The organism is Rhizobium sp. SEMIA 4085 (genome assembly GCF_013004495.1).
GTDB lineage: Bacteria > Pseudomonadota > Alphaproteobacteria > Rhizobiales > Rhizobiaceae > Rhizobium > Rhizobium gallicum.
This window is the reverse complement of the sequence record NZ_JABEPH010000401.1, coordinates 1-4,921: the sequence shown is the minus strand read 5'-3', so window position 1 is coordinate 4,921 and position 4,921 is coordinate 1. Positions and strand designations below refer to the sequence as shown.

Here is a 4,921-nt window from a genome sequence, read left to right as displayed (position 1 = left end):
TCGACAGGACTTGCGGAAGACAAGCTGCGGCAGACAGCCGCCTTTGCCCGTGAGCTGAGGAGTAAGTCGTGATGCCTGAAACGCTTCACATCGATATCGACGCCCGCGGCCTTGCGCGGCTGACGCTTGCGCGGCCCGAAAAGCACAACGCGATCTCGGCCCAGATGATGGATGAACTGACCGCCGCATCAAAGGCTCTCGGTTTTGATCGCAACGTTCGGGTTATCGTGCTTGCCGCAGAGGGGGCAAGCTTCTGCGCGGGCGGCGATCTCGATTGGATGCGCGCGCAGTTTGAGGCGGGGCGGGATGAGCGGATTTTTGAGGCAAGGCGGCTTGCCACCATGTTCCGTGCATTGAATGACCTTCCGAAGCCGGTGATTGCTCGTGTTCAGGGCAATGTCTTTGGGGGCGGTGTCGGCCTTCTCAGCGCTTGCGATCTGGTGATCGCCGCTGAAACCGCCCGTTTCGGCCTGACCGAAGTTCGCCTCGGGATTATCCCGGCAACGATCAGTCCTTTTGTCGTGGCGCGGATCGGCGAAGGAGCTGCCCGGCCGCTCATCATGTCCGGTAAACTGATCAACGCATCGGAGGCAAAGGCTGCCGGGCTGGCCGGGCATGTTGTACCCGCTGGGGATCTCGATGCGGCAGTCGAGACCGAAATCGGGCATTTCCTGAAGGCGTCGCCTGATGCAGTGGCAAGAGGCAAGATACTTGCCCGCTCGCTCGGAATGCCGATCACGGACGCGGTCATCGAAAGCGTCATCGAGCAATTAGCCGACACCTGGGAAACGGAAGAGGCGCGCGAGGGCATTGTCGCCTTTTTCGAACGACGGCAGCCATCCTGGCGAAGTGATGCTTGAATTGAGCGCACTTTGAGCATATTTTGATTGAGAATTGATCAAAATATGCGAGGACATCGATCATGGCAGCCATAGGCCTCAGCAATATCGCTGCCCGCTTCGGCGATGAACATTCGTCGTTTCTATCGGCCCGTCGCGTCGCCGAGCAACTCGGCGTAACGCTCTCCGAGCTGGCCCGGCTGATCGGGGTTGCGCGCAATACGCTGGCGGCGAAATCGAGCGCCCGTAAAGTGGATAGTGCGCTGAGCAACGTCGTCCGCATCCTTGCCATGGCAAGCGAAATGACCGGCGACGAAAACCGCGCGGTCATATGGTTCAAGCATCAGCCGATCCCCGGCTGGGGCGGCAAGACGGCTTTTGATCTTGTCGGTGAAGGCAAGTCCGACCGGGTTCTCGCCTATCTGGAGGCCGTCCGCTCCGGCGTCTATGCCTGAAGCCGTCGTGCATCTGTGGCGCGCCTTCGTTCCACGATGGGCCTATGCGCCGCTTTCTGGCGAGGGCGCCAGCCGTTTTGGCGGTCGCTGGAATCCGGTGGGTGCCCCAACCATCTATGCGGCCTGCGAACTGTCCACGGCCTGGGCCGAATATAACCAGGGCTTTGTCCAGCATCCGGCGATGATCGTGCAACTGGAACTCAAAGGGGCGCGCCTCGCCGACACGACAGACCAGGAGCTTCTTCGAAAGTTTGACGTTACTGCGGACATCCATCGTTGCGAATGGCGGATGCTGATGGATGAAAGCAAGGTGCCGGCAACCCACCACTTGCGCGAACGTCTGATTGCGTCGCGATATCATGGCGTGATCTATCCATCCTTCATGTCGCTCGGCGGCACATGCGTCGCGCTGTGGGCATGGAATATGCCGGGTGCACCGGAGCTTCGCGCAATTGATCCAGAGGGCCGACTGCCCAAATCACCGGCCTCCTGGTTGTAGATTACGGGCGCGCCGAGAACATCGCGACGGGAATTGTCCGATTAAAGCATTCCGGCAATTTATGAGTGCTCTTCGAGGGCAATGAACGGTTGCTTAAGGAGCTGGTGTCGGCGCATCTGTCGTTCGAAGTAGCAGAAGTCTGGCTCGCGAAGCTGGAAACGGGGAGGATGCGGGAACCCTACTGCCATCACTGATCTGTGGGCTGCCAATGCTGGCTGGCGCCCACGCGAGTATTCGCGTTCCGGCGCTTAGTGAGGTGGAGGCGGCGCAGGCCTTGGAGCAATAGCGCTCCGCATCCGGTTGAATGCAGAGCGCATGATATTCGGCGTCAAGCGGCTGCGAAAGGTACGGCTACGAAGATCCTATTGCCACCACGTTCGACAAGCAGGAGAACCGACTTGCGGCCGGATCTTGCAGCATTGGCGACGGCGTTCTTCACATCGCCTGCATTATGTACGGTCTTGTCGTTGACCGAGACGATGACATCGCCCGTCTGAATGCCTGCTTCGGCGGCCGGCTTGTCCGGATTGACACTGGCGACGACCGCGCCCGTGACGCCTCTGGCCAGGTGAAGTTCTTCCCGGGTATCCGGTGTGAGATCGGCAAGAGCAATTCCAATGCCCGGACCGGCCTGTGTCCTGCCGCTGCTTTCTTCGGCTTCTGCCTGCTTATCGCCGGTGCCGTTGCCGCCGATGGTGACGGTGAGGTCGGTGCTCTGGCCGGCGCGCCAGACGGTGAGCGTTTTCCTGGCGCCCGGCGACATGTCGGCGACGAGACGCGAGAGGTCTTTCGGCGTCCTTACGGTCTGGCTGCCTAAGGCGGTAATGATATCGCCCGTCTTGACACCGGCGCGTGCGGCAGGGGTTCCCCCGGTTACGGCTGCAACGAGCGCACCCTGCGAGGCATTGAGCCCAACGGCATCTGCAACATCCTTGGTAACTGCCTGGATCTGCACGCCGAGATAGCCATGCTCGATCGAACCATCCTTCTGAAGCTTGGCGACGATCGCCTTGGCCTCATCGGACGGAATGGCAAAGCCGACTCCGACACTGCCACCGTTTGGGGAATAGATCGCCGTGTTGATGCCGACGACATTGCCGTCGTGATCGACGAGCGGACCGCCGGAATTGCCGTGATTGATCGGCGCGTCGATCTGGATGAAGTCGTCGTAGGGACCACTGTGCAGATCGCGGCCGCGGGCCGATACGATACCGGCTGTGACTGTCGTGCCGATGCCGAAGGGATTGCCGATGGCCAGGATCTGATCACCAAGTTTCAGAGTGTCAGAATCGCCCCAGGCGATCGTTGCAAGGGGCTTTTGAGCTTCAATCTTCAAGACCGCGATATCAGACTTCGAATCGGCACCGATCAGCCTGGCCGGCATTTCCGTTCCGTCATCAAGGGTCACCTTGATGTCCAAAGCATTGTCGATCACATGATTGTTGGTGACGATGACGCCATCGGAGCCGATGATGAAGCCGGAGCCGAGCGCCATGGCGCGCTCACCGTGCTCATGCTGCGGCAGCTGCTTCGGAAATGGTATGCCTTGCTGTTCGAAGAACTGCCGGAATTGCTCGTCCATCGGCGATTGATCGTCGTCGGCGCTGGCGTCGGCCTTCATCGTCGTGGTGATAGTGACGACGGCAGGCTTGTCGGCATGGACGACGGAGGCGAAAGAGCCGCTGGAGGAAGGCCCGCCGTTGGTTTCGGCCGAAGCGGCGGCGGCATTGGATGCGTTGATGGCAAAGGGCACGACGGCAGTACCGGCGATAATCGCAGCGCCGATCAGCGCTGCGATGCGATGCTTGGAGAGGATCGGTAACATGGTGATAGGTTCCTTGCGAAAATACTGCATGGCGGCGTCTTGGTTCCATGCCGGGGAACGCGGGCGTCGGGTGAACGTGGCGCCAATCCTTTGGCCTCCAGAGGACAATCATCGAAACTGTAGCGAGTGCTGCCGGTTCAAGAAATGGCGTCTTGGAGAGATATGCTTTGGTCAAGCCGCATTTACAAATTAAATGTTCATTACGGTTTCATTGCAAAAATGTAAGAATTACAGTTGGTTAATGTTCGCGCACCCTATGCGGACATCGGGGGCGAGGGGGCCGATCTTCGTCAGGGATCACACGACGCTATCGGACCGCTTTCAGTTTTTTTGCAAGTTCGGCTGCGATGAAGACGGCATGCTCGCTTACCTGCGGCAGTCCCATCAGCTCACCGAAGGTGCCGCGCGCCAGCGGACCCGAGATCAGCAGTGATGAATTCGCCAGGCCATCCGTTCCGACTGCTTCTGAGCTCTCGTTGCAGGCGATGCCGAGGCCGGTCGGATCGAGCTTCAAATGGCCGCCCTGGTTGAGCTCATGCAGCCACATCTGGCTTTGGAGAATGCTGCCATGGGCAGGACCGGTGGTCACGACCACGGCATCGAAGCGTTTCTCCACGCGCTCGCCGCTTCGCTTGAACAGGACTATATCGATCGCCGCTCCGTCGGTTTTGGCACCGGCAACGGAAGCGCCAAGGATCTCGAGGCGTCCTTCAACGATCGCCCGATCCAGTACCTCTTCGACCTGCGGTGCGATGCGGAACCGATGGACGTCCCAATAAGGCCGCAAATGGCGGACGATGCGCCGCCGCTCGGCAACAGGCAGATTGCGCCAGATTTCATGGCCGTTGCTGCGGACCTGATCGATGACTGCATGCCAGCTTTCGCCGATTTCGGCCGCCCCCGCGATCGTCTTTCGAACGGTCTGCAGGAGCGCTGCAGCGCTTGTAGCCGGCTTCGAAAGGAAGTCGCCGAAGGGCTCCTGCGGGCAGGGTGCGTGGCCGCGCGAACGAAGCCCGCGGCGGGAAATCGAGGTGATCGGTCCATGATGGCCACTGCGTGTCAGCGACGCGACGATGTCGGCGGATGTCAAGCCGTTGCCGACAATGAGGACCCGATCGTCCGGACGAATGGGATCGAGCGAGCCGGGGCGCATGGGATCGGCAACAAAGCGCGGGTGGCCGGCCAATGCAGCGGAGAGGCTGCGCGGTGCTGAGGGGGCGGGGTGGCTGGTGGCGAGCAAGAGGAAATCCGCGCGGGACTACGCGCCGGGGCTGTCGATGGTAGACCATGCGTGTGGGCCGGG

The 4,921-nt window shown here is 60.5% G+C and carries 4 protein-coding genes and 1 pseudogene; 3 read left to right on the top strand and 2 right to left on the bottom strand.

Features of this window, described 5'->3' with window-relative positions; translation table 11 throughout:
* The first annotated feature begins 68 nt into the window (after positions 1–68).
* The 3 genes from C9413_RS27590 (at position 69) to C9413_RS27580 (ending at position 1,793) form a co-directional block, all read left to right on the top strand.
* Positions 69–860 carry a crotonase/enoyl-CoA hydratase family protein gene (locus C9413_RS27590; RefSeq protein ID WP_223844085.1) on the top strand — a complete coding sequence of 264 codons (792 nt, stop codon included), beginning with the start codon at positions 69–71 and terminating at the stop codon, positions 858–860.
* Between the two features lie 62 nt (positions 861–922).
* Positions 923–1,294: a DUF2384 domain-containing protein gene (locus C9413_RS27585; RefSeq protein WP_040115606.1), complete on the top strand. Its 372-nt coding sequence runs from the start codon at positions 923–925 to the stop codon at positions 1,292–1,294.
* The gene (locus tag C9413_RS27580; protein ID WP_040115605.1) at positions 1,287–1,793 is read left to right on the top strand and encodes an RES domain-containing protein; all 507 of its coding nucleotides are present in this window, start codon (positions 1,287–1,289) and stop codon (positions 1,791–1,793) included. Before C9413_RS27585 ends, C9413_RS27580 begins: the two co-directional genes overlap by 8 nt.
* Before the next feature lie 328 nt (positions 1,794–2,121).
* On the opposite strand, the gene C9413_RS27575 is transcribed toward C9413_RS27580, so the two are convergent.
* Positions 2,122–3,618 (bottom strand): DegQ family serine endoprotease, encoded by a 1,497-nt coding sequence (locus tag C9413_RS27575; protein ID WP_040116601.1) that lies wholly within the window; start codon positions 3,616–3,618, stop codon positions 2,122–2,124.
* A 307-nt stretch (positions 3,619–3,925) separates the two neighbouring features.
* Positions 3,926–4,921: pseudogene (locus tag C9413_RS27570) on the bottom strand (hydroxyacylglutathione hydrolase); the annotation flags it as partial.